Below are 25,114 nucleotides of genomic sequence, written 5' to 3'. Positions count from 1 at the left end.
TGTCTTATCCACGATTTTATTCTGTTTCAGTTTTAAAATAAGAATGAAATAACCCCGCCTGCTACAATTAATGCCGATCCAATAATTTGTGGCGCATCGATTTTTTCATTTAACGTATATGAACTTAAAAAGATCACCAATGGAATGCTGAGTTTGCTTAAAGCAGCCAGAACATCTTTATCTTTAGTTAATAAATAGGCATCTTGATAAGCATAAGCTGACGCTAAATATAAAATGCCAAGCAAGAAAATATAGTTTCCTTGTTCAGAAAGTACTTTAAAGAAATGTTCTCTATATTCCTTAATAACATAAATATAAAAGAAAAAAGTAATCATAATAAAAAATCGCGCGCCCAAATTAAAATAAAAGGGATTATGAAAAGAAAACGGAAAAACATGCTTTAAACTTTCCATAATTGTTTCATCGATAGTGGTTTTTTGTGTTAAAAAAAATGTAATGAGAGCATTGAGGGTAAGAAGTAATGATTCACAAAGTATACCAATCCATAATTTCTTTGGCACATCTAAAAAAGGTTTTATAGGATTTGGCCAGGGCATTTCATCGAGCGCGGCGAGCAATGCGCCAACTGCTACAATACTTGCGGCGAGCATTGATTTCCACGTAAAAGGATCTCCAAGTATCGCATAACCAATTAGAATGAAAAACATGCTTATTTTTGCAAAAGGTAAAACTCTTGAAATTGGATAATTAATGATGAGAATATTGAAAATCAAAAATGAACCCAGAAAACTTAAACCCATGAGAAGATATAATGGTGCATTAATAAACGTGAATTCATGAATAAGTTCTTCAACTGCAAACAAATCATGCTCTAATATAAATTTACGAAATAAATATATACAAAAAAATCCTACATAAGTAACCGTATGAATCCAAAATAACGAGACTAAGATATTTTTTCTTGAAACTCCTTTTATGAGAATTATATATGCCGAATAGCAAACTATTGAAATAAAAATATAGATAATATCAAGATAAGGAAGCATAGGTCTCCTTGCTAGTTTTGATTTAAGTTAATAATTTTCTAAAACGTATTTCAATAGTCACTTGAAGATAAAAATAGGAGAAGGATGATTATTTATATGTTATTTTTTTTTCTTTTTCCCATGTTAGCCGCGGATGAATGGACAAATTGGGCAGGTAATTTAACGTGTAATCCGCAACAAATTATAAAACCACGAAATCTTGAACATTTAAAAGAAATTATAAAGAAAGCAGCGGTTGAGAAGAAAACAATACGGGCAATTGGCACCGGGCATTCATGGACCGATATTTTGTGCACTGATGGTTATTTGCTTAATACAGACCATTTAAATCGTGTGCTTGTAATTGATAAAGAAAAAAAACAGATCCGTGTGCAAGCAGGAATAAAATTAAAAGATCTCATAAAAGTATTAGCCAATAATGGATTGGCATTGCCCAATCAACCAGCAATTACTGAACAAAGTATCGCGGGCGTTGTCTCAACGGCAACACACGGATCCGGTAATACTGGTACTATGGCCGATTTTGTAATAAAAATAGAATTACTTGCGGCAGATGGCTCTATATACGAAGTTTCAAAAACTTCTCATGCTGAATGGTTTTCCGCTTGCCGTATGACTATCGGTTCTTTAGGGATAATTTATGCCGTAACCTTGCAATGCGTGCCATTATTTTGGGTAAGCCATATTCATTATACAACTGATTGGAAAATCATAAGTCATGAGTATCCAAATTTACACAAGAATAATGATTTCTTTTCTTTTTTTCTCTATGCAGATTCTAATGAAGTTGCAGTCGATATATTTAATAAAACTGAGAAATCGCGTACAACTTGGTTTTCAAAAATATTGAATACCGATACGCAATCAAAAAATATTGAATATGGGTATAAAGTTCTTTCAGGGCAGCCATCACCATTATATTTAGAAGAAGAAATAGCAGTAAAACAAGAAATATTAGTGCCGGCAGTTGAGGCAGTACAAAAATTAATTAAGGAATATAAGAAAAAAGGAGTAAGTATTGATGGCATATTATGCCGTTTTGTTAATGCAGAAAAGGATATGTATTTGAGCCCAGCTGCAGGCCGGGATGTGGTATTTATAAGTGTAACTACTCCAGTTCAAGAAAAATTCATGCCTTTTTATAAAGAGTTCTATAAAACATTGTTACCATTTAATGGGCGGCCTCATTGGGGAAAATTAAATTATTTAACGTATGAAGATGCCTTTAAGTTATATGGAGAGAATTTAACTAAATTTATTGATGTGAGAAAAAAATTAGATCTGAATGGGATGTTTTCGAATAACTTTACCAAAAGGGTTTTTGGATGGTAGATATATTTAAGTTTTTTAAAGATTCTGAAAAAAAAACAACCGAATACTGATTATATTATGCTCTTACATATTATATTTTTTTGATATGATTGATTTTTAACTAAAAAATTTTACTTTTTTTAAAGGAAAGAAAATATGAAATTCAAAATTAATAAAAAAATAAGTAAGAACGTTTTGATTTTATTAATTCTAGGCATGACGAGCAGATTTGCGTTTACAATGGAAAATTCTGAGAATGCGCTTTGGAAACTACAAGAGCAATTAAAAGAATGCCAAATACATGAAGAAAACAACTCGCAATCAAAAGTGCAAGATGAAGCTACAGCCAAGATATGTTCTAAATGTAAAAGAGAAATGAATTTATTAAGCAAAGACAAAGATTCTAATTTAAGCGGCTTTGAAGATTATTTTCATAATATTTTATTTCATAATCATTCAGGTAATAATTAACAATTTAAAATAAAGAGATTGTAATGTATAAAATAATTAATAAAGCCTTTTTTCTTTTGTTTTTTAATATGAACTTTATTGTTACATTAGCAATGGAAAAAAAATCGAATAATATACCAAAAATTATTGGATTTGCAATAGAATCAAAAGATAACGGCGTTAAAGAACCAAAACTATCAGCAATTCAAAGAGTACAACAAATGAAGGCATCACAAGACCATAACAGTGATAATTTATATAAAAAGAAAAGATATTCTGATTTAAGACAAAGAAGAAACACAAAAAAAGATAGTGATGCCTGATTTTAATTTATAAATAAGAATTATTTAAATTGATTAATCTAATTTTTTCAATTGTTTTTCAAGTTGTGTTTTACGATTTTCATTTGTTGGATGATCATAGCTGAACCACTTTACGAATTTTATTGCAAACGCAGCTATTTTTTGACGATTTTCAGGTATAGTTGTTTTTATCTCATTTTCGAAAAATTTTATTAGCTTAGGCTCTTTTTGTATTTCAAGATCCATGAATCTAATACCACCATTTAAGAGTTCTTTATCATTTGGCACTCGATCTGCTTGATATTCTATATAACGACTATAGGCATTAAGTAATTCTCTATTTAATATTGCTAAACCTATTGCAAAAGGAATTGCAGTCAAAGGGTTAAAATAAGGTATATGATTCATCCTATTTTTTAATTTTTTAAATCCAAGCCAGGTAATAGTAGGAATTATAAAGTTAGCCATTGTCTTTGTATATTTATCTTTGTTAATAATATGGTTAGCTTCATGATGTAAAACCCAATTAATCATGGAAAAATTTTTATGATCTTCATCGGTCAATTCATTGCTTTCTCTTTTTTCAAGAAGTTCTTCCAGCATTGTTTTTTTTGTTGTTGGATTTATGCCGATATAGATGCTATTCAGATCAGCTGCATAATCTCGAATTCCTTTATCAGGCCAGATAAATACCTTAAGTTCTTGAGCATTTTTTAAAACAGGAGTTAATGACTCATGAACATAATCTTGTACATTTTCGGGAGCTTCTTTTTCCCTGCTAATATCTAGTTTTTTAAGATGATAATCTAATATTTGTTCAGCTCCAACGAGTCCTCTAAATGTTGGCCATCCGCAGGCTATTGTCCATTGAATTACATCGATAATTCCTGCATTAATGCATAAGGAAGAGAGTAGAAAATTTATACACAAAAAAATATAAACAATTTTTTTCATTTTGATTTTTCTTTAAGAATTTATATTAGTCTCTATAAGTTTAATTATAATTAATTTGAAAATTAGCACAAGTGCGACTATTGTTTCAGCTTGTCATTTTTATTTAAGTCGATGAGGTAATGGAAATTATTTGTAGCAATTTCATGGGCTGATATAAGAAAAGAACATCCCCTATTATTTTGTTCAATAATTAAGTTATTGATAATTTCTTTTGATGTTTTATCTAATCCAGAATAAGGCTCATCGAGTAAAATAAGTTCCGGATCATGGGCAATTGCTTGTGCAAAAGCAACGCGTTGTCGCATGCCTTTAGAAAAAGTTGCTATTTTTTGGTGTTTATAATTTGTTAAATTAAACTGTTCTAAAAGTGCATCAATTCGATTTTCAATATTATGCTCAATCTGAGCGAGCTTCAGGTTATAATATAAAATATCATAGGCGGTAGCATAGGGGCATAACATACAATTTTCAGGCACATAGCCAATTTTATTCGTGTGATAAATAATTTTTCCGTTGTAAATAGGAATTAAGCGCGCAATAGTTTTAAGCAAAGTTGTTTTGCCTGAGCCGTTATCACCAATAATGCCAATAATATTTGCACGATTAATTTTCAAAGAAAATGAATTGATAATGGGTTGCTTGGTATGTGGATAAGTAATACTTAATTCAATTAATTCAAGTAAAGGAGATTTACAGTTTACCAAGAGCTTCAAGATCCTTATTATTGCCTGCAAGAATAAGATTATCATCTTCTTCGATAGTATAATGTGGATCGACTGGCATGATCTCATCTTCTTTTTTTATTCCTACGCAGTTGATACGATATTGTTTATATAAATTAAGATCATCTAAATGTTTACCAACAAAACTACCAGGTGTAGTAATTTGAGCTATCGAAAAGCGTTTAGTGACTCGTGATAAAACGGAAAAAGGCAAGCTTAAATTGTCAGCTAATTTAGCACCAATTTCTTGCTCTGGCAATATAACCCGATCAGCACCAATAAGCATTAAAATTTCTTTATGAATTTCATTGACCGCACGAGTAATGACGAGGGGAATGTGAAGTTTCTTTTTAAGTAAGGCAGTGATTAATATGGATCCGGCAAAATTTTCACCCATTGCTACAATAACGGTATCCATTTCATCAACACCTATGGAACGTAACGAAACTTCATCGTTCACTTGTAGTGTGACTGCATGGGTAATATAATCACGAATAGAGGATACTATAGATTCATGTGAATCTACTCCTAAAACTTCCATGCCATTTTCTGCGAGAGTAGTTGCTACTTGATACCCAAATCGTCCAAGACCAATTACACAAAATTTCATTTAATTCCTTATTTACTTTTTTATCCTAACATTACGCGTTCTTCGGGATATTGATATTCTTGTTTTTCAGCACGTTTTTTGCGTAGGGCAAGAATGATAGTTAATGAACCAATACGGCCGATAATCATAGTAGTCATAATAAATAATTTCCCTATAACTGATAAATATGGAGTAATACCGGTTGATAAACCGAGAGTAGCAAATGCTGAAATTACTTCAAATACAATATCAAAAAACTCCCAACTACGTTCAGTAATAAGTAAGCAAAAAATAGTTAAAATAATCCATGCCAGGCTTAAAGATATAACTGCTAATGCTTTATATACTTGATCACGTGCGATGCGTCGTCCTTTAATTTGAACTGTTGTTCTGCCAGAAATTGCGGCATGAACGGTTGCCAAAAAAATAGCAAAAGTAGTTGTTTTTATACCACTTCCAGTGGAGCCGGGTGATGAACCAATAAAGGCAATAATCATAACCACAAATAAAGTAGCGACTTGAAGTTCCGTTGGATGTACTGTAATAAAGCCGGTACTTCTACTTGCAATTGCATTGAATACAGTATTACAAAAAGCAATAAATGGATTCATTGCATGGAATGCATTATTTCTTTCTAAAATCCAATAAAGAACTGAAGTACTAAAAATCAAAGAGAATGAAGTAGAAAGCACAATTTTTGTGTACAAAGAAAAAAATCTTCTTTTTTTAAATATCATTGCTTTTATATAATCCATAATTTCATGCCAAGTGATAAATCCAAGACCACCAGAAAACATTAAAATTGCCGTAATAGTAAGTAATAAAATATTTCGATTGTACGGAATAAGACCGTTTGGAAATAAAGTAAATCCTGCATCACAAAAAGAAGAAATTGCATGAAAAAAAGAATAAAAAAACCCATACTCCAATGGGAAATCGTGCCATATTGAAAAGAAAATACCAATTGCGCCTAATAATTCTAAAGCGAAGGTAAATTGAATAATAAACAGTAGTAAGCTGCGAATATTTTTCCAAGATTCTAATTCTAACATTTGACCGGCTAATAGCTGTGTAGTAAGGCCAAGTTGTACAAAAACCGATAATATAAAAATAGTCATAGTAATCAGGCCAAGACCACCAATTTGCATCAGACACATAATAACTACTTGTCCAAATGGCGTAAAACTACTTAATGGCACCGTAAGCAAACCGGTCACACAAGTAACAGAGGTGGCAGTAAAAAATATATCAATAATTGATATATTTTCCCGCCGAGAAATTGGAAGCAATAATAGAATAGTTCCAATACAGATAGCCGCCAATACTGATAAAAGGATAATGCGACCGGGAGAAAAATGTGCAATTTTTTTGGGGGGCATTTAATTCTTCCTTTGAATTTTTTTTTGCCTTTTCCATTATTTAATAAGCCAGATTCCACCAAGTATTAATATCATAAATAAAATTACAAGTATATTAAAATAGCGGTCAATATATTCTTTAATAGATACGCCCCAAGTGCGAATTATAAGTGCTAACAGAAAAAATCGTGCGCCGCGCGCAATGAGTGAATATACAATAAAAGGTAAAAGGGGCAATTTGCAAAACCCTGCTCCAATTGTTACTGCTTTATATGGCACTGGCGTGAATCCTGCAATTAATACTGCTGGTGTTTCGTATTCAGCAAACCAGTGAACTGCTTTTGCAAAAGTAACGGGTGAAATAATATAGGTTACAATAAAATTTCCTATAGTTTGCCATAATGTAAAACCAATCGCATAGCCAAAAATACCACCGATTACTGAAGCTAAAGTGGCAATTAATGCATAAAACCATGATCGATCACGATGTTCAACGCAGTAAAGAATTAGTAAAGGATCTACCGGAATAAAAAAAATAGTTGCTTCAATAAAAAAAAGCAATGCTAAAATATGCGTAGCATACGGAGTATGAACTTGTCTACCCATCCAATCATAGCTTTGCCGAATTAACTTCATTACCCATTTTCCTTTTTTTGTAGCATGGTTTTTATATAATTTTTTATTTGATCAATAGACATGCGCTCTTGCTTCATTGAATCTCGATCGCGCATTGTTACGGTATTATCTGCTTCACTTTCAAAATCATAAGTAAAACACACTGGCGTACCAATTTCATCTTGCCGCCGATAGCGTTTTCCTATTGAACCGGTTTCATCAAATGTAATATGAGGATATTCTTTTTTTATTTCCTTATAAATGGCATGCATAGGCTCAGTTTGTTTTTTAGTCAAAGGCAAAAAAGCAGCTTTTATTGGAGCCATTTGTGGTGTTAGCTTAAGCACAATGCGAATTTCATTCTCGATTTTTTCTTCATGGTAAGCGTCAAATAATAAAGTCAAAAAGAGGCGATCGACACCAACTGATGATTCAATCACGTGAGGAATATATGATTCTTTGGTTTCTTCATCATAAATCGATAATTCTTTACCTGATAAATTACTATGTTGGGTTAAATCAAATGAGCCTCTATGGGCTATGCCTTCAAGTTCTTTCCAACCAAAAGGAAATTCATATTCAATATCTGAAGTTGCCATTGAATAATGAGAAAGTTCATCTTTTTCATATGAGCGTAATCGTAATTTATCTTTACTTAATCCAATTGTGTAATGAAATTGAAGACGATGTTTACACCAAAAATCAAAATAGTATTGGGCATTTTCTTCTTTGCAAAACCATTCAAGTTCCATTTGCTCAAACTCGCGCATGCGAAACAAAAAATGTTTTGGATTAATTTCATTACGAAATGCTTTGCCAATTTGTGCCGCACCAAATGGTAGTTTTGTACGGTTTGTAGAAATAATATTTTTAAAATTTATAAAGATCGATTGGGCGGTTTCTGGTCGTAAATATGCGGTAGTTGCATGTTCTATTGAAGCACCTACTTGTGTTTTAAACATCATATTGAAACTACGTATATCAGTCCATTCTTTTTTTCCACAATGAGGACATGCTTTGCTAAGATCGATATCATCTGCGCGATAACGACGTTTACAACTAAGGCAATCAACCATTGGATCGTGAAAGTGTTCTAAATGACCGGACGCTTGCCAAACTGCTTCAGGACTAAGAAGAGAGCCTTCAAAAAGAAAAATATTATCTTGTGCAGCATAAATTGATTGGAGCCATGCGGTACGTATATTTTTTTTGAGTAATGTGCCAAGATGACCAAAATCATATAGCCCATTTAATCCACCGTAAATTTCAGCAGATTGATAAACAAACCCTCTACGTTTACAAAATGAAATTAATTTTTCAAGTGTTACGGTTGATGTTATTGAACTCATAAAGACTCCTTGTACGAGGTTTGAGATTATTAGTCTAAACCGATGCTTTCTCTTTGGCAACTAATACGATAAATACGGTACTAGTTTTAATTAAGGAGTATGCTAAACTGAGGAAAATTGGCTATTTGAGTGCATTAATTTTACTATTGTTTTGATAGGGTTAATATGAAATTATGGCATATTGTCGGTATAATAACCGTAACTTTTATGTCTTTTGGAGCGGTTTTATTTGTAGTTAAATTACAACGTGATCAACAAGAACTTCGTCAATTATTGAAATCAAGTACTATTGACGTACAGCAATCACCAAGAACAGAAATTGTTGAGCGTATTGTAAGCCCAAGTGCAACATGGAGTGATTTACAAGCAAAAGTAAAAGATACGGTTGCACAAATTTTTTCACAAGTTGCGGCAGTAGATTTATTACAACCATATAGAACACCGCATCAATACCAAACCACCGGAAGTGGTTTTTTTATTAATAAAGATGGTGAAATTATTACGAATGCGCATGTTATTGATCAAGCAAAATCGGTATGGATACAAATTCCTTCATTAGGTAAGCATCAAATTGATGTTGATGTTGTAGGTGTCAGCCCAGAACGTGATCTTGCTTTATTAAAAATACGTCCAGAAGGTTTAGATAAAATTAAATCCATTCTTGGTGATGTTCCTTATCTTAATTTGGGTGATTCTGATTTTATACATCGAGCCGATGAAATTATGACATTAGGATATCCGTTAGGCCAGCAAGGTTTAAAAAGTACGGTAGGGGTAGTGAGTGGACGAGAATCACATTTAATTCAAATTGATGCACCAATAAATCCTGGTAATTCAGGTGGTCCTTCAATTGATAGAAGAGGAAGTGTGGTCGGTATTAATACTATGTATGCACCTGATGCGCAAAATATTGGTTATGTTATTCCTATCAATGAACTTAAAGTAATATTAGATGATTTACGGACGGTACGATTATTACGTAAACCATTTTTAGGAATTTTATTCAATAATGCGAGTGAAAGTTTAACAAATTATTTAGGAAATCCTGGTCCTGGTGGGCTTTATGTAGTTAATGTTTACAAGGGAAGTCCGTTATCTCGAGCTGGCATCAAGCGTGGCGATATGATTTACGAAATTAATGGTCATAAAATTGATATTTATGGTGAACTTGCGTGGAATGAAGATAAAATTTCTATCATCGATTATGTTTCGCAATTAAAGTTAGGGCAAGAAGTTCATCTGGTAATTTATCGTAATGGTAAACGACAAGATATTTCATTATTGTTTGATCAATCAGAATTATTACCGATTCGTAAAATTTATCCCGGTTTTGAAGCAATTGATTATGAAATAGTTGCCGGCATGGTTATTCAGCCATTAACCATTAATCATTTGCCAGCGCTGATTAATATGGCACCAAGTTTAGCGAAATACACAGAAATGAAACATCAAATGGAATCAGCACTTATTATTACGCATATATTTCCTGATTCACAAGCGCATCGATCTCGTGCATTAATGCCTGGAGCAGTACTCAAAAAAGTCAATGATGAACGCGTAAAAACCATGGATGATATGCGGCAAGCATTATTCAAAGGCCTAACATCTGAAAACTTAACGATCGAAACAACCGATGGTGTGTTTGTGGTATGCCCGTTTAAAAAAGTATTACATGATGATATCCGTCTTGCTAAAGATTATTTTTTTCCATTATCGCCAACTATGCAAACACTAGTTGCCAAAGCGGGTATTACTAACGAACCGGCACATAATATGATGCTTGCCGATAATCAAGTGCCAATGGTGCCCATCAACTCAGACGTTGCAATGCCTGCGTAATGTAATTATGAAAAAAGAAAAAAAAAGATTAGATCAAGCAATACAGGAGTTACATCCTGCATTGAGCCGTACTCACATTCAAAGTTTAATCATGCAAGGCAAAGTTACTATTGATGGTAAAATGATCTCTAAGCCAGGAACGCAAATAACTGATGATGCCAAAATAAAAATAGATTTAGAAGAACCAAAATACGTTTCGCGTGCAGGCTTTAAATTAGAAAAAGCTCTTGATCATTTTAATATTGATGTGACTAATTTAACTGTTTTAGATGCAGGCCTTTCGACCGGTGGCTTTACTGATTGTTTGCTTCAGCGCGGCGCAAAAAAAATATATGGTGTTGACGTTGGTTATGGTCAAGTGCATGAAAAAATCAGTACTAATTCTCGTGTAATTGTGATGGAGCGTACGAATTTACGGCATTTAGGGCCACTTCCTGAAAAAATTGATTTAATAACGTTAGATTTATCTTTTATTTCAGTATTAAAAGTAATGGATGTCATTCATAATATACTTAAAGAAAATGGACAGCTTATTGTGCTCATTAAACCACAGTTCGAAGCTGAAAAAGGACAAGTAGGCCGTGGGGGTATCATTAAAAATCCAAAATTGCATCAAGAAATAATCGATAAGGTGGTAAAAGGTATAGAACAGCATGATTTTATTTGCCAGGGAGTGATTGAATCACCTATCGAAGGCGCGACCGGAAATAAAGAATTCTTAGCCTATTTTATTCGTACAAAATAATAAGTTTATGATATATTTACGTATATATGAGTCTTACAAATTAGCCATTTTTTATTTTTTTTGATACAACTTTAACTAGATTTTGCGCCTGTAGCTCAATAGGATAGAGCGTCAGACTTCGAATCTGAAGGTTGCAGGTTCGATTCCTGCCGGGCGCACCAGCTTTCGCCAAGGCTTCAGCTGGCACGGCCAACTTATTAATGGAATAATTATAAATAAATAAAAAACTACTTTGATATAAAAAAGCGAAGTATGCCCTTCGAAGCTCGTAGAGCGTAGTAAGGCTAGTTAAATGAATTTCTATTCGCTAACTTGTTCTTCGAAGTTCGAAGAACGTAGTAGAAAGCTTCAGCTGGCACGGCCAGTTTTTTTAAATGAGTCAATAGAAGAAAAAGCTAAACAGAAAATCAACTATTTGGCCAAACCATAAGTTCAAGCAACAACTATTTTTTATCTTTTAAAAATTTTCGTGCCCGTAGCTCAGTAGGATAGAGCGACAGATTCCTAATCTGTAGGTCACCGGTTCGATTCCGGTCGGGCACACCAGGCTTCGCCCATAAAGGGCTACGCCTAGCAGGCATTAGCTAAGGTAGAAAAAAATAATTTTTATAGAAAAGTGCGAAGCCTGTCCGGTATAGCCGTAAGGCGACGACGGATTTGCACGCCAGTTTTTAAGAGAATTTAAATGTATTATGTATACATTATTCAATCTATAAGTCATGCTGACCAAATATATATAGGTCACACACAAGATTTAAAAAAACGTCTATCTAATCATAATAATGGTACTACTACTCACACAGAGAAATATAAACCTTGGCAATTGGTTATGTACTTAGCATTTAGCAATAAAGAAAAAGCGATTGAATTTGAGAAATATTTAAAATCGCATTCTGGCCGAGCATTTAGAGATAAGAGATTGCTGTAGCTTCAGCTGGCGGGAGCAATTTTTTAAAGGTTAAATTTTAAGAAAGCAGTGAAATTTACAAAATAAAGACGAAAGCTGTCCGCCGGCGTAAGCGAAACGCGAAGAAGGCTGGACTTAATTTAAAACTTTATGCATTTTGGGCTTTCGCCAAGACTACGCCGGACAAGGCGGCTGGCACGAAAAATTGTTCTCTAGGCATTGGGGTTAATAGGGTATGCATCAAAAAAATAATTTAACTATAGGGTTACTATCAGGCAATATTTTTCAATGCTAGGTAATTTGAATATTGGAAATTTTCTAATGATTCAACCCATTCAGCAATATGAATTAAGCCATTAGAAACAATTCTAAAAAGTGTATAATTATGTGATAATAAGTAATTATACACTTCTTTCAGTGTAATATTTGCATCAGGATAAGTTCCTCCATATTCAAATTGAATGATATCAATTTTATTATTTTCAAGAAGCTTTCGAGCCCCATGAATAACATTCAGCTCAGCGCCTTCGGTGTCTATTTTCAAGAAATTAATATGTTGAATGTTATTCTCTTCAGAAAACTTATCTAAGTAAGTTACGTCTACTATAATTTTACATACTGGAACATCAGATAAGATTGGTCTTTCAAATAAAGTACTACAATCAGATCCTCGAACAAAAAAATAATTCATTGTCGTTTGTTTTTCTTCTTTGCCAAGTGCGCAACAAAAAGTAAAAACTCGATTCACCAATGGTGATTCTAGTTTTTTAAGAACATCGTATGAATCAGGTACAGGCTCAAAGGAATAAATAGAGCAACTATTGTTGGTAGCTTTTAATACAGCTTTTGACCATAAACCAATATGTGCTCCTACATCTAAAACAATATCATTTTTTCGAATAAACGTTTCAATAACCAAGTTCTCACCATTTTGTGAAGAATCACAATTTCCAAAACCCAGATTAGAAACTGTGGAAGAATTCATAAAAACTTTGATAGGATTTTTTGCATAGTGTTTTATGAGCTTTTCTACATTGTTATATGTAGTGTTGGTAAAGGTTGTACATACGACAATACTTAATAACCAGCAATTATAATTATGTTGCATTTTTTCCTTTTTTTTTAATCTATTTTTTTAAATATATATCATCTTCACTGTGTGAAAGTCAACTTTTTTAAATATATATCATCTTTACTGTGTGAAAGTCAACATATTTTTCACTAAAAACTGATATTTCGCATCCTGCTCGGCCAGATTCAATTTCCAATGAAAGGAGCTGGCCCAAAATTTAGGGAGATATTGATATGTTATGATTATGAATAAGCTTTTGTGCATAGGCTCTCTGAATAATGTAAACAGTATAAAGATTAACTTAAACGCACAGCATTGTTTGTATTTTAACGTGAATTCGATCTAAGCGCATATTAAATTTTTTGTTAATTCAGTAGAGATTGAGGGTTTTTTTTCTCATTTGATAAGCAGTGAAAGAAGTAAAAATATGAAAAAAAACCCCCAAGCGCTTCTATGTCTCGAATGCTCCGTTCTTTGAGAATATCTCTGACTGATTCAATCATACCTCGCTTGGAAAGTAATAGTTTATCTATCATATTCATAAATTGATTTTTCATATTTGATCTCACTTTTGTTATAAATTGAATTTCTTTTTGATAAAAGCTTTTTATTATATTTTCATTTAAAAGATATCCTTTATCGCCAAAAATTTTTCCCGAAATATTTCTAGTAAGCCGAACAAGCAGCTTATGATTGTTGTCAGCCAAGTGACCAGCAAAAAAATCTAACTAGAATAGCCTCTTTCCATATGATGTTTGGTATTAACGAATTAATACAACTTTAACAAAATAATTTTTGTATTTTAAATGATCAAGCTTAAGCAACCAGCATTTGTTTGACTGTAAGCAGCATGTTATTATCTGGAATTAAAGTTCTAAAATAATCCGATAGGGTGCACCATATTTCGCTAATCTATCCTTCGAAGTTCGTAGAGCGTAGTAGAAAGCTTCGTATGGCAGCATTTCTTTTAAGAAAAGATTAAATTTATTATATAGAAATTCTAGTTTAGAGAATATTTATTATCATATATACTAATGCTTGGAGATTTTAATATTTGTAGCGTTTTGAAATTGAAAAATAATTTAAATGCTAAAAAAATTGATCGTTATCTAATGATATTTTTAAATATAAAAGAAGGTTTTTTGATGATAAAGTTTGTGGAAGTTTTTTTATTGGTTTCTTTTATCAATATTATGGCCGTTGAAACCAATGAGGAAAAAGAAATTTTAGCTCAAGAAATATTAAAGAATCAAAATCTAAAAGTTGAAAGAGTTATTGTTCCATCGCAACAAAATTCAGGAGAAGATACGAATAGATTTAAGGAAGAATTAGAATCTTTTTCCCTAAAAGAAAAAATATATTCACGAAGTCGAAATTTTTGTCTAATTTTATTTTGTTTGCCATATTATTGTTGTTCAGAAAAAATATGTTGCAAATAATAACAATTATGAGTAAAAAAAGAGAGGTTATTGATGAAGAAAAATATCAAGATTTTTATGTTGTGTTTATCATTTCAAACAATGCTTTTTTCTATGCAAGAAAATAATGAAAAAGCGAGTCTAAATAAATTAAAAAAATCTAGTTTGCGGTTTGAGATATTCTTAAAGTCTAAAGAATTAATAGAATTTGAATTGAAAAAGGAAAAAGAGATTCTTGAAATTATGAAACAGGAACAGCAAAGAAGATTAGAAGAACATGCCAGATTAAAGCAAGCGCTTGAGGACATACTTAAAAATTTTTAAAATTAACTTACATAATTGATAAAGGAAAAAGATATGAATCACAAATATTTGTTGCTTTTAATCTTTTTTTCTTGCTTTGATTGGATACTTTCAGAAGAAACGATATTAAAAAAAGACATGAAAAAATATATATCAATTACCGAACTTTCTCCTGGCCAACTGAGATTTACCCGAAAAAATGTTGCTACAAAAGCAAAAAAATTAATGCAAACGAAAGGCCAGTTTGATAATGCCAAAAGTTCTTTAAGTATACAGGATGCAATACCTATAATTTTAGGGCCGAATGGGCTAAAAATATTAGTCGACAGTCATCACGAATGTTTAGCTGCTCAGCAAAATAAAGATATAACGGTTCCAGTACGTGTCATCGATGACTTAAGTAATTTGGATACTCAAGAATTTTTTAAGACAGCCCTTGAAAGAAATTATATATATCCGTTTGATCGAATGAAAAGGTTAGTACTCATGCCAATGGAAGGGTGGTATACATGGGATCAGATGCAAGATGATCCTAATCGTCTTTTTGCATCGATTACTGCTTGGAAATATAAAAATCCAGAAGAAGGGACTAAAGATCCTAATGCTTCAGAAGATCCAGAATATCCACTTTGGGTAAAGAAACTTTGGAAAAAAGTTGAACTTGCTTTCATTGAATTTAAAATAGCAAGCGTACTTTATGAAGCTGGATTAGAGTATGACTATAAATGGGGTGTTAATCCTAATAGTGAAAAGCTTCTAGAATTTACAGAGAAAGCACGAGCAGTGCTCGCAGATGCTTTAAATAAAGAACAGATTTCATCATTTGATTTAATACCTACCAAAAGAAAACGTAAAGAAATCAATCAGAATTACGGCAATATTGGTAGATATTCATATCAATAATCATATAAAAAACTTCGCCATTGTTAGATTGTTACTTATATAATAATATAATGCGAAATTAAACATGTTAAAAATAGGAGTTAAAATGAAGAAGCTTATTTTGCTATTTGCTACAATGCCACTTTTTGCAATGAAAAAAATGGTAAATCCGGATATTAATCAAAAGACTGTAGATCGCCGGGTATTAGCTGCAATCCCTAAAAAATATGAACATTTAAATGTAAAAATAGCAAATAAAGAGCTAAAAAAAGGAAATGTATGGTCTGTATTTAGCAAAGTAATTAAAAATTACGAGGAGAAGAATGCTGAAAAATCAATGAAATGGCATGCGCGTTTTCAAGAAAGAATTGCGCTGGATTATAATTTTTTGAGCTCTGTACAAAAAGAGAATTTTAATGAAATATTTTTTGATTTGTCTAAAAAAGTAATTAGTATCCAACCTGAAAATATAAGAAATGTTCCTATGTGTTATTCTAGCTTGATTTTTAAAACATATGCGGTGATATGGTTACGAAAGATAATTGAGAATGATAATTGCAGTGGATTGGAGTGGCGAGAACTTTTAGTACCATCAGATAGTCAAAATACTCTTACAGCAGAAGAATTGAAAGCAAAAAGACTTAAAATATTAGATTCCTATGGTACTTTGCAAACAATGAAAATTAATAAATTATGATAAATAGGAAAGGGAAGGAATAATATGCGCCGCAAAAATCGAAAAATGTGTTGTTTGGCTGCTGCTTGCTTACCCTGTCTATGTATTCACGCGTGTAATAAAGACTGTTGTAATGATTAGAATTGAAAAGCTTATATGAAAAAAATATTTCTTCATTTTTTGTTACTTACCTTCAATCTTTATCCAAATATACTCTTGCAACGACCGTATAAAATTTCAGATCAGGAAGTTAAGCAACTTGCAAAAGAATGGGAAACAAGTTTTTCTTGGATTTTTAAACAATTTAGTTTTACTTGTTTATATGAAAATAAAGAAGCAAGTTTTATGGTAAGTCTTCTTGGAATTCCATTGCGTTCTTATAATTTTCAATATTTAGAAAATATCAAAAAATATTTTAAAAATCGTAATGAAAGCCTTCCTGATTATTATTTTGCCGAACCCCTAAAATTGGTTGATCCCAATCCACAGCAAATTAATTTTGACCAATTATGCGATTTATTACAAAACAAAACATTTATTTTTTATACGGGTGCTGGGATTTCTGCAAGCCAAGTGCCGACTCTTTATGAATTGAATCAATTGTTTAATTTTAATAATATAAAAAAGCTTGTTACTGATATTTTATTTAATCCAAAAAAAATAACTGGTCAATTTTCTCAATTTTGTAAAAAAGCCTTGTATGGCAATCCAACCGAAGCGCACTATGCTTTAAAATTTATTGCAGAGTACAAAAATATTAATATTTTGACGGAAAATATTGATTTATTGCAGCAACGTACTGGAATTGTACCAATATTTACTCATTCAGATGAGGCAAACTCGATCACAATTAATAATTTACAAGAAATTGATATTATTGTTTGCCTTGGCTTGAGTCATGATGATTGTGGATTTTTGGCTAATTATAAAAAAAATAATCCGAATGCGATTGTTATTGCGATCGATTTAGGCATGCCGAATTATTTATCTGATAATGATTTTATTTTACAGGAAGATTTGCAAGAAATATTGCCAAAACTGGCAAATTATATTGCTATACTCTAATATTTAAATTACTGAAATTTATTTGGCTATCACTAAAAATTTATCAGCCTAAATAATTATGAAACTATCTATTTAGACTGAAGAAAGATTTGTATATATTAAAATTAATAGAAAAATACTTATTTAAAAAATAGTACTTAAAGGGAGAATGAGTGAATCGATTTGTTTCATTTCTAATTAATTTTGGAATTGCTTTTTTTGGATTAATTCTTGGTCCTTATTTTATTGTTCTACTGAATAAGAAATTACATTTAAATACCGTAAACAATATATTACTTACTGATTTAGGGATAAGTTTTATTTTATTAGGAGCAATTCTTTTTGTTTATTGTTTCGGACTTTTTTTATTGGGAGGACTAGGCAATCCTTTGATGACTGAGCCACCAAAAGATTTTATTGAAAAAAATATATATTCTTATTCACGAAATCCCATGTATTTCGGTTATATGGTCATTCTTTTAGGAGAATCATTATATGTAGGTTCTTTTCTTTTGTATTGTTATTTTTTTTTAATAGTATTGTTATTACATTACTACGTTATTTATATAGAAGAGCCATTATTAATCAGAAAATTTGGATTTCGCTATAAGCAATATATGGAGCGTGTTCCAAGGTGGGTACTAAAAATATAATATTTTATTCATAAAAAACTCTTACTTTTTAACATTACTGAAATTTTTTAAATCCTTAATTTCTGTATTCAATTTTTTTAGAGTAATTTTTCTTTTTTCTTTTTTGTGCTCTAGTTTTTTTATATATTTTTTTTCTGCTTTTTTTAAGATTTTAATCATTTTTGTATGATTATTTTTTTGGGCTATTTCAAGCGGTGTATAATAGTCTTCTTTGTCCATTGTATCCAAAAAAGGATTAGCTTGTGGATGTTTTAAAATTATTTTAACCATTTTAATAAAGTTATTTTGTATTGCATAAAGAAAGCATTCTTGGTCACAGGGATATTTTATGTATTGAGGATAATGTTCTACAATTGTTTCAATAATAGGCACATAGTCATTTATACAATCTTCTACAAAAACTACGATAGTGCTAATTTTTTTTATTCGATCGGGAGTATCTGACTTTAGAAGGAGATGGATAGCTTCGGCGTCATTTTTTTCGGCAGCAGTATGCATAGCAGAGAAGAAAACTTCCGTTAAGCAAGCTGTTTGAGAATGTAATTTCTCTATTAAAATATTTAAAATTTTTTTGACCTGCTCAATATTATTTGCCTTTGCTGCATTAATTAAATTTTCATTATTTTTTTGATATTGATTTAAAAAATTTTCTTGATCCATAGAATAAACAATGTTAGTTGATATGCTTGTGATGATTAATCCTGAAAAAATTATTTTATTCATAATGAATTCTTAAAATTTTATGTTTTCAAGGACTAAATTGATACATTATAACTAATTTTTGTATTGATAATATGAGGGTTTTTTTATGAAATTTAGAAAATGGTATTTATTTTTGGTTGTTCTTTTTTTTCCGATTTCTCTTTTTTCCATGGAGATTATCGACAATAAAACTGTTAATTCATTAGGTGATTTGTGTATTAAGTCAATTATAAATTATGGTAAGAGCCCAGAAAATTACAATAGATTATTTTCAGGTAATTTAAGTATTAATGCTGATACTGCTCAAAAAATTGATACAAATATTAATTTTAATCACGCCTATAGAAAAGCAATTGAAAGTTTTGAATATAAAACGATTACAGAATTTGAACCCAACTTGAAGTTTCCTTGGATTGTATCTATATATGGGATGTTTAAGCGCTTTGGAACAAAAACTACCGATGCTCACCTATGCAATAATGGAAAGCATGCATTTGTTGTAAAAAATGGTATTGGTTCTATGTTTGATATTAAATCTGGGAAAGCTTTATTTACTTTGCCGACGCGAGGGATATACCGGGTAGTGGTTAATGATAACTTTATTTGTGTACCCGCCGCTGGTAATGTTCTTGCAATTTGGGATATTAATACAGGCAATTTCATTAAGAATATAACTCTTTTTCCTGATAATATAGAAAATATTGATGGAAAATATTACCAATATATACTTGATAATCAAACCAATCAAGTTACCAAAGTTAATAAAGAAAACGGAAATCAAGAAAGTACAATATATTATAGAACCGATTTAGACGAGGTCTCTTTAAGTAACGATGGTAAATTATGTGTAGTTTCTTTTAGTAAAGGTAATGAAGAAATGGAAATGAGAGATTATTTTCATTATCTGAAAATTTTTAATGTAGAAGCCAATAAAATTCTTAAAATTTTTGATAAACCTTGGGGCTTAGTTACTAAAAATAGTAATTTTATCTTTGTTCATGACTACGAAGCTGGTTTGCTAGGATTTGAAAGAAACAATTTGGATGATTCCTTTTATAAAGATGAAGAACTTAAAAAATATTACCACCCTATTTTTAGTGATAATGGTAGTTTATTAGCTGCTTGTAACGCAAGAGGAGGATTGAGTTGGAATTTCAAAAACCTTGCTACGGGTGAATCTAAAAAAGAGTATTTGAGCACTATCGGACCATCTGTTATAAATTCGCAGGAAGAATTTTTTTTATATGAACAAGAAGATGCAATTTTAATTTATGATCTTAAAAACTCAGCTAATTTAGTTTCTTCGTCTAATGTATTTCGTATTAGAAAAAATGACAATAATATTAGTAAAGTAAACTTGAATACTTCTGGAAGAAAAGCGCTCAAGCTTTTTAATGGTAAAATCAAAATATATTCTTTAAATAATCTTTTGTATTTATGGAAAGATTTAAATTGGCAGCAAAAATTAGCAATAATAATATTTAGTCAGAATAAAAATTTATGTGGGTTGTTAAAAGCAACCTTTGATTTTCTTGATCCAGAAGTGAAGAAATTATTAAATGATAGCTATCATATAGAAGATGATGAATCACAAAATTTATGGCGCAAAAAATTCCCTTCTGTATCTCGATGGATAAAACAGTTTTCATTCTTACCAAAAGAATTTTTCGTTTATAGTTTTATAGGTGTTTGTCTTCCGTTCGGGATACTTGGTGCAGTCGATTTTTGCTTAAAGCTAGCGAAAAGAAAATCAAATTTTTTACGAAATTATATATTAATGCATTATTTTTGTCTTTTTTATATAAAAAGACAATGCCAGTTGTCATGAGTTAACTATTGTTGAATTACATAAGCTTTGATATCTTAGGAATACATTTAAAAATCTTATATTAAAAAGGAATAATAATGAAGAAATTAATGATTGGTTCTTTAATAGTCTTGCCAGTTTTTTTAGTAGCAGGTTTGATAGAATCAAAAAATAAAAGAAAAAACAACAAAATAGATGAACCAAAAAGGATTTCAAAAATGACACATAAAAAAACTGATTCTGGTTTGCAATACGAAGTTATTAAAGAAGGAACTGGTGCTTCGCCAAAAAAGGGGCAGCAAGTGACAGTTCATTATACTGGTTGGTTGAATGAACAAGGCGAGCCTGGCAAAAAATTTGATAGCAGTGTAGATCGCGGGCAACCGTTTACCTTTACTCTTGGTGTTTGTCAAGTAATTGAAGGATGGGATGAGGGAGTTATGCCTATGAAAGTTGGTGAAAAACGTCGCTTATTTATTCCATCAGAGCTAGCTTACGGCACGCGTGGTGCAGGGCAGGTTATTCGACCAAATGCAGATCTTATTTTTGATGTGGAATTATTAAAAGTTGGTTAATTTACAAAATTATTTTTTTTGAATTTTGAAAGCCCTGCGTTAAGTGCAGGGCTTTTTTTATTTATATTCTCTGATTTTTTCTGAATGTTTTTCAAAATATTCAACGATCATATCTCTACGGTTTAATGTTTTTTGTATAAATTGCTCAATTAAATCTTGATATTCCTGTTGGCCTTCTTTTGTCATTGTAAATGGTATTTCTGGCCAAAACGAAGTCAAATCTTTTGCAGTAAGCGCTTTTAATTTTTTAAATAATGCGGAGCTTATAATTTCTGAAAATGGGGCGGCGATGCCTTCTTGCGAAGCATAAAATTGGCGCCACAAAAGATTACGCCATATGCGGCAATATCCGTTATCTATATCTAGTTTGGTCCAAGTATCAACATCAGGAAAGGAAGCATGAATTTTTTCGGGGCCTTGTTTGACCGCAATGACTGAAAGAAAATCTGTTGGTTCTTCATGTGGGAAAATTGTTTCTTTAGCTATAAAATCACCCACACCACCTACCCAAGGACAACTTAATTCTTTATTCGAGCTATAAGCGAGTACAAATTGTTTTACATTTGCTATGGCTTCATTATCAATTAAGTAGAGTTTTTTGCTATCTTTTTCGATTATTAAATTGCCAAAGTGCCGATCATATTGGCCAAAAAGAAAGCAAATAATATTCATTTGTGCCCATTCTTGTTGTGTAATAAGCTTTTGTAAACTTTCTGCATTGCCGATAATTATTTCTTCTGGCTCTATCCATTGGGAACCACATATTATTTCTTGATTCTCGTTATTTTTTCTCTTAATTATTATTGTTTTTGGTACCATTTGAAATTGAAAAAATTGATCAATATTGTACATTGCAATTTCGCCTAATAGATAGCGTAAATTTTTGGTAAGATGTGATTGCGAATCTTCATTAATTATGACGGTTCTTTTGGTGAAATATTTAATATTATCAAGGATCATACATTTTTCGGATGAATATGTGTCTAAATTTATAGCAAGAAACAACAACATTAACATATGAGTGAAAAGATAATATAATCGGTACATAATATTCACTTTATGAGGTGATTTTAAATTAATTTGACCTCTTTTATTGTAGCAAATTGCACAAAATAAGGACAATAGATGTTTTTTTGAAGTTTTTTACCTCATTAATAACATTGCAAATGCCATACCTGCCATTAATAAATCTTCAGTGAGCGTTACCCATGTCATAGGAATTTTAAATACAGCACCTAAGCATGCGCAGACAATTTGCTCTCTTTCCAGTAATTTTTGAAATACGCCAATACTGCTTACCAGCATAACGATTAATGTAATAACGTTAGTTGCTATTGGATATAATCTATACAAGTAAGCAAGGCCGAGACCAAGTTCAATAAATGGATAAAGATAGGCATATAAAATACTTTGCTTAGCAACAATATCATAGGTTTGATATGCTTCCACAAAACCAGGCAAATTGATTACTTTGAAGCTTCCAAAAACTATAAAGAAAAAGCCCATAAAATCGTTCATTGTGCTCATCCAGCTAAAATCGCCGCGCCAACTTTGCGCAATAATTGTCAATGCAATAACTACGGAGAAAATGATAATAAGGGGTAAAAAATCTTTAAATGTATAATTATTCATACGGGTTCTCCTTTGGGAAATAATTAATTTCTGCTATTATGTAATAACAAAAAATATAATAGGAAGGAAATATTTTATGAAAAAGAAACAATTGTTCTTTTTATTGTTATGTCTTGTTTTCAAAGCCAGTGTTTGTTTTGATCTCGATACAGCCTTAGCAGATGTACAGCAATCAATGTATGATACAAAAGATCGGGTTCTGTATTATAAAACGTATCTTTTTGCAGGATTGATTGGTTCAAGCGGCTTTTTAATAAACAAAAAAGTGGGGATGAGCACTTTATGCGCGATGCCAGTTTATGGTTTGTATGAATGGTTTTCTGGTTATAAAGAAATACAAAAAATAAAAAAGCATTATCAAGTACGTACCACTGTCGAGGATTATTGGAAAGAAGCCAATGCAAAAAAAGACGAATTATTTTTGTTTTGTCGTTGGCGGCAACAAGATGACCGATTTGGTGATGGCTATTATTGGCCTACGGCATGGCTTATGAATGAAGAAAAATATTTAGTACGTACTGCGTTTATTAAAGATATATATGCACAACGGATTCGTGTGCAAATAAATGGCAAAAAAATTGATAATCCATCTCCGATTCAAGTAATGGTTGCCTTAAATAAAGAAATTGAGCAATTACAAGAAGATAAACAGCTATTAAAAAAATATACTGATGTATATCGCAATGTAGAACAACCGGAAGCATTTCATCCAGATAATTCAGGGGTGCGTATTTTTTGGCCTAATTACAATTTAGCCTCTCAAATATATATTGAGCTTGTTGTAATGCTTAAACGGCTTGAAACATTGCGCGATATTATTTCTTCTATCAGGACTGAAGTTGGTGGTAATGGGTGGCCACGCTTATAGGGGCGCCTTGAGCATTCCATCAATTTCTGCTATGATGAAAATATCATAAATTGAATAAATGGAGCCATATGGAGGTTTTATTATGAAATTGTTTTCAAAGAGAATATTTTTCGTCACACTTATTTTTTTTTCAGCACAATCTGTGCTGCCAATGAGTTATTTTCATTCACTTAAAGATTCTGCTAAACAATCAATGATTAATTGTGCTTCTGGTTTAAACCAGTGGATTAAAAATCATAAAGCTGAATTAGGTTTAACTACGCTTGCTAGTACCGGTTTATCCTGCAAATATGGTATTAATAAAACATTGTTTGGTGCGACTGTGCTTGGTGGTGTTTATTTATATAAATATGTTCAGCACAGACAATTTTTAAATAATGCTGAAAAAATGCTAGGTAATTCAATTCCAAGTAATTTTAAATCGATTGATGAGAACAATTTTTTGTTTGCAACTTGGCAAATTGATGAATGGCCATTGGCTAAAGATATCTCAGATAATAAGCAAGCAGTTATAAATAATTTAGTAAATGATTTAAAGCTTGAAGATAAAATTTTTGTTAAATATGAATCTGAAGCACGAGTTAAGCCAGAAAATATTAATGGTGCCCATTTGAAGGGTCATATAAATAGAGAAATAAAATGTTTTAAAAACTTATTGAATAAGATAAATGATTTAACTAATATTGAATCTGTATTGCATAAAGTAGCTAAAAATCAACAAAAAAACGGTCAACATATTTTGATAGATAGTAAATATTGCAAAACGCTTGATGCAAATAATTTTAATAATTTTGAAAATACAGTGCTAACAAATTGTAAATTTCATAAGAATGCATCAATATTATTGATCAAATCTAAAAACCCTTTAAATTGGGTTATTGCACCACATTATGAAAAAGCAATAAGAATTTACATGAAATTGTATAAAGCTTATATCAGGTTGTCATCTATAAAAGATATAGCTGATACATTAGATATCAAAGCAATTGAGGAAAATAAAAATAATAAAAAATTATTGAATGAATTTAATCAAATTGTGCGAGATATGAATCTTAATCAATCAAATATTGGTATTAATATCCAAGCAAAGCATGCGCAAATTCAACGACTTGGAAAACTACAAAGCAAATTAAAAAATATAAAAAAGGACCATAGGTCTGAAGCGGTAATTATTCAAGACAAATTAAAATTAATAGGTGATCTTCTTAATGAAACCAAATTGAATAATAATCTAATAATTGATTCTTTGCTTGATATTGAAACAACAATAAATAATATCTTATCCAAGAAATTAAACTAATCTAAAGAGAGCGCATGCCGCTCTCTTTTTTTTC

General features: G+C 31.2%; 27 protein-coding genes and 2 tRNA genes. 18 read left to right on the top strand and 11 right to left on the bottom strand.

Annotation, left to right across the window (positions count from 1 at the left end; all coding sequences use genetic code 11):
* Nucleotides 1-32: 32 nt before the first annotated feature.
* Nucleotides 33-1,007, bottom strand: a complete 975-nt coding sequence (locus WDZ41_05340; GenBank protein MEX0940758.1) for a hypothetical protein — start codon at nt 1,005-1,007, stop codon at nt 33-35.
* 84 nt (nt 1,008-1,091) lie between these two features.
* Here WDZ41_05340 and WDZ41_05335 point away from each other — a divergent pair, with 84 nt between their 5' ends.
* The 3 genes from WDZ41_05335 to WDZ41_05325 all read left to right on the top strand — a co-directional run bounded on the left by WDZ41_05335 (nt 1,092) and on the right by WDZ41_05325 (nt 3,091).
* Nucleotides 1,092-2,339, top strand: a complete 1,248-nt coding sequence (locus WDZ41_05335) for an FAD-binding protein (protein MEX0940757.1) — start codon at nt 1,092-1,094, stop codon at nt 2,337-2,339.
* 135 nt (nt 2,340-2,474) lie between these two features.
* Entirely contained in the window at nt 2,475-2,789 is a 315-nt protein-coding gene (locus WDZ41_05330) for a hypothetical protein (protein MEX0940756.1), read from the top strand.
* A 23-nt stretch (nt 2,790-2,812) separates the two neighbouring features.
* A complete protein-coding gene (locus tag WDZ41_05325; protein ID MEX0940755.1) occupies nt 2,813-3,091 on the top strand; it encodes a hypothetical protein in 279 nt (92 codons plus the stop codon).
* Between the two features lie 33 nt (nt 3,092-3,124).
* On the opposite strand, the gene WDZ41_05320 is transcribed toward WDZ41_05325, so the two are convergent.
* From WDZ41_05320 to WDZ41_05295, 6 genes are all read right to left on the bottom strand, one after another.
* Nucleotides 3,125-4,024, bottom strand: coding sequence for a M48 family metalloprotease (locus WDZ41_05320; protein ID MEX0940754.1), 900 nt, complete (start codon nt 4,022-4,024; stop codon nt 3,125-3,127).
* 77 nt (nt 4,025-4,101) lie between these two features.
* On the bottom strand, nt 4,102-4,728 hold the full coding sequence (locus tag WDZ41_05315) for an ABC transporter ATP-binding protein (GenBank protein MEX0940753.1): 627 nt from the start codon (nt 4,726-4,728) through the stop codon (nt 4,102-4,104).
* Nucleotides 4,715-5,356 carry a TrkA family potassium uptake protein gene (locus WDZ41_05310; protein ID MEX0940752.1) on the bottom strand — a complete coding sequence of 214 codons (642 nt, stop codon included), beginning with the start codon at nt 5,354-5,356 and terminating at the stop codon, nt 4,715-4,717. Before WDZ41_05310 ends, WDZ41_05315 begins: the two co-directional genes overlap by 14 nt.
* Before the next feature lie 20 nt (nt 5,357-5,376).
* Entirely contained in the window at nt 5,377-6,714 is a 1,338-nt protein-coding gene (locus WDZ41_05305; GenBank protein MEX0940751.1) for a potassium transporter TrkG, read from the bottom strand.
* Nucleotides 6,715-6,750: 36 nt separating this feature from the next.
* Complete coding sequence (locus tag WDZ41_05300) at nt 6,751-7,329, bottom strand: YqaA family protein (protein MEX0940750.1); 579 nt, start codon at nt 7,327-7,329, stop codon at nt 6,751-6,753.
* Complete coding sequence (locus WDZ41_05295; GenBank protein ID MEX0940749.1) at nt 7,329-8,657, bottom strand: glycine--tRNA ligase; 1,329 nt, start codon at nt 8,655-8,657, stop codon at nt 7,329-7,331. The genes WDZ41_05300 and WDZ41_05295 overlap by 1 nt, the downstream gene beginning before the upstream one ends.
* Nucleotides 8,658-8,822: 165 nt before the next feature.
* On the opposite strand from WDZ41_05295, the gene WDZ41_05290 reads away from it, so the two are divergent.
* The 5 genes from WDZ41_05290 (at nt 8,823) to WDZ41_05270 (ending at nt 12,169) form a co-directional block, all read left to right on the top strand.
* On the top strand, nt 8,823-10,496 hold the full coding sequence (locus tag WDZ41_05290; GenBank protein MEX0940748.1) for a trypsin-like peptidase domain-containing protein: 1,674 nt from the start codon (nt 8,823-8,825) through the stop codon (nt 10,494-10,496).
* Between the two features lie 7 nt (nt 10,497-10,503).
* Complete coding sequence (locus WDZ41_05285; protein MEX0940747.1) at nt 10,504-11,241, top strand: TlyA family RNA methyltransferase; 738 nt, start codon at nt 10,504-10,506, stop codon at nt 11,239-11,241.
* 84 nt (nt 11,242-11,325) lie between these two features.
* Nucleotides 11,326-11,402, top strand: a tRNA-Arg gene (locus WDZ41_05280).
* A gap of 308 nt (nt 11,403-11,710) precedes the next feature.
* A tRNA-Arg gene (locus tag WDZ41_05275) sits at nt 11,711-11,787 on the top strand.
* Nucleotides 11,788-11,926: 139 nt separating this feature from the next.
* On the top strand, nt 11,927-12,169 hold the full coding sequence (locus tag WDZ41_05270) for a GIY-YIG nuclease family protein (protein ID MEX0940746.1): 243 nt from the start codon (nt 11,927-11,929) through the stop codon (nt 12,167-12,169).
* A gap of 250 nt (nt 12,170-12,419) precedes the next feature.
* Here WDZ41_05270 and WDZ41_05265 read toward each other — a convergent pair whose 3' ends face one another.
* Nucleotides 12,420-13,256, bottom strand: coding sequence for an FkbM family methyltransferase (locus WDZ41_05265; protein MEX0940745.1), 837 nt, complete (start codon nt 13,254-13,256; stop codon nt 12,420-12,422).
* 1,034 nt (nt 13,257-14,290) lie between these two features.
* Here WDZ41_05265 and WDZ41_05260 point away from each other — a divergent pair.
* The 6 genes from WDZ41_05260 (at nt 14,291) to WDZ41_05235 (ending at nt 18,196) form a co-directional block, all read left to right on the top strand.
* Nucleotides 14,291-14,659, top strand: coding sequence for a hypothetical protein (locus WDZ41_05260; protein MEX0940744.1), 369 nt, complete (start codon nt 14,291-14,293; stop codon nt 14,657-14,659).
* A gap of 33 nt (nt 14,660-14,692) precedes the next feature.
* A complete protein-coding gene (locus WDZ41_05255) occupies nt 14,693-14,962 on the top strand; it encodes a hypothetical protein (GenBank protein ID MEX0940743.1) in 270 nt (89 codons plus the stop codon).
* A 33-nt stretch (nt 14,963-14,995) separates the two neighbouring features.
* Nucleotides 14,996-15,844, top strand: a complete 849-nt coding sequence (locus WDZ41_05250; GenBank protein ID MEX0940742.1) for a ParB-like protein — start codon at nt 14,996-14,998, stop codon at nt 15,842-15,844.
* Nucleotides 15,845-15,929: 85 nt separating this feature from the next.
* Nucleotides 15,930-16,520, top strand: coding sequence for a hypothetical protein (locus WDZ41_05245; GenBank protein ID MEX0940741.1), 591 nt, complete (start codon nt 15,930-15,932; stop codon nt 16,518-16,520).
* Nucleotides 16,521-16,655: 135 nt separating this feature from the next.
* Entirely contained in the window at nt 16,656-17,564 is a 909-nt protein-coding gene (locus tag WDZ41_05240; GenBank protein MEX0940740.1) for a hypothetical protein, read from the top strand.
* Nucleotides 17,565-17,716: 152 nt separating this feature from the next.
* Nucleotides 17,717-18,196, top strand: coding sequence for an isoprenylcysteine carboxylmethyltransferase family protein (locus WDZ41_05235; protein MEX0940739.1), 480 nt, complete (start codon nt 17,717-17,719; stop codon nt 18,194-18,196).
* A 21-nt stretch (nt 18,197-18,217) separates the two neighbouring features.
* Here the strand turns inward: WDZ41_05235 and WDZ41_05230 are convergent, their stop codons facing one another.
* Nucleotides 18,218-18,919, bottom strand: a complete 702-nt coding sequence (locus tag WDZ41_05230; GenBank protein MEX0940738.1) for an ankyrin repeat domain-containing protein — start codon at nt 18,917-18,919, stop codon at nt 18,218-18,220.
* Nucleotides 18,920-19,004: 85 nt separating this feature from the next.
* Between WDZ41_05230 and WDZ41_05225 the strand changes: the two genes are divergently transcribed.
* Both WDZ41_05225 and WDZ41_05220 read left to right on the top strand, forming a co-directional pair.
* Nucleotides 19,005-20,726 carry a hypothetical protein gene (locus WDZ41_05225; protein ID MEX0940737.1) on the top strand — a complete coding sequence of 574 codons (1,722 nt, stop codon included), beginning with the start codon at nt 19,005-19,007 and terminating at the stop codon, nt 20,724-20,726.
* Between the two features lie 77 nt (nt 20,727-20,803).
* Nucleotides 20,804-21,280 (top strand): FKBP-type peptidyl-prolyl cis-trans isomerase, encoded by a 477-nt coding sequence (locus tag WDZ41_05220; protein ID MEX0940736.1) that lies wholly within the window; start codon nt 20,804-20,806, stop codon nt 21,278-21,280.
* A gap of 57 nt (nt 21,281-21,337) precedes the next feature.
* Here WDZ41_05220 and WDZ41_05215 read toward each other — a convergent pair whose 3' ends face one another.
* Nucleotides 21,338-22,240, bottom strand: coding sequence for a hypothetical protein (locus tag WDZ41_05215; GenBank protein ID MEX0940735.1), 903 nt, complete (start codon nt 22,238-22,240; stop codon nt 21,338-21,340).
* Nucleotides 22,241-22,423: 183 nt separating this feature from the next.
* Nucleotides 22,424-22,912, bottom strand: coding sequence for a MauE/DoxX family redox-associated membrane protein (locus WDZ41_05210; GenBank protein ID MEX0940734.1), 489 nt, complete (start codon nt 22,910-22,912; stop codon nt 22,424-22,426).
* Nucleotides 22,913-22,988: 76 nt separating this feature from the next.
* Between WDZ41_05210 and WDZ41_05205 the strand changes: the two genes are divergently transcribed.
* Entirely contained in the window at nt 22,989-23,780 is a 792-nt protein-coding gene (locus WDZ41_05205; GenBank protein ID MEX0940733.1) for a hypothetical protein, read from the top strand.
* Between the two features lie 151 nt (nt 23,781-23,931).
* Nucleotides 23,932-25,080, top strand: coding sequence for a hypothetical protein (locus WDZ41_05200; GenBank protein ID MEX0940732.1), 1,149 nt, complete (start codon nt 23,932-23,934; stop codon nt 25,078-25,080).
* The last annotated feature ends 34 nt before the right edge of the window (nt 25,081-25,114 follow it).

This window comes from Candidatus Babeliales bacterium (assembly GCA_040879965.1).
Taxonomy (GTDB): Bacteria; Babelota; Babeliae; order Babelales; family JACPOV01; genus JBBDJI01.
This window is presented reverse-complemented; position numbering and strand designations above follow the sequence as displayed.